This window comes from Neisseria sp. P0021.S006 (assembly GCF_051956895.1).
Map to the genome: position 1 here is coordinate 1 of NZ_JBQCWZ010001195.1, position 463 is coordinate 463.

Annotated in this window: 2 protein-coding genes; both read left to right on the forward strand. The window is 43.2% G+C overall.

Translation table 11 applies throughout. The features are described 5' to 3' along the window. A partial coding sequence (locus ACTHUM_RS19430) for a hypothetical protein (protein ID WP_440403932.1) occupies positions 1-277 on the forward strand: 277 nt, incomplete at its 5' end. 66 nt (positions 278-343) lie between these two features. Continuing rightward, positions 344-463: 50S ribosomal protein L34 (gene rpmH / locus ACTHUM_RS19435; RefSeq protein ID WP_440403933.1), on the forward strand; the 120-nt coding region annotated here is incomplete at its 3' end.

Here is a 463-nt window from a genome sequence, read left to right on the forward strand (position 1 = left end):
CGGCCAAAATTCAGCTAACGTCATGAGATTAAGCTCGGAAAATGGAAGATTTGGGAAATACAAGAAGGCAGAGCAGATAGGCAATCCGATAAAAATCAAATTTTTACGACACTCCCGCTGCTTTCAGACGGCCTTGCGCACAGAGAAAAGCAAGATTGGGCGATTATACCCATTCCGCTCTTTTTTATCCACAACCGCCGCAAAATTTTATCCACAAATTCTATCAATGCATAAAACCAGTTGTCACACTTTGGCCAACGAAAAGTTTTTATATTGATTGACAAAAGCAGCAAATTGGAGTGTAATTCACAGTTTAATTATCTACCAATTTTTAGGAAACATCATGAAACGCACTTATCAACCTTCCGTTACCAAACGTAAACGCACCCACTGCTTCTTGGTTCGCTCCAAAACCCGCGGTGGTCGCGCAGTATTGGCTGCCCGTCGCGCCAAAGGCCGCAAA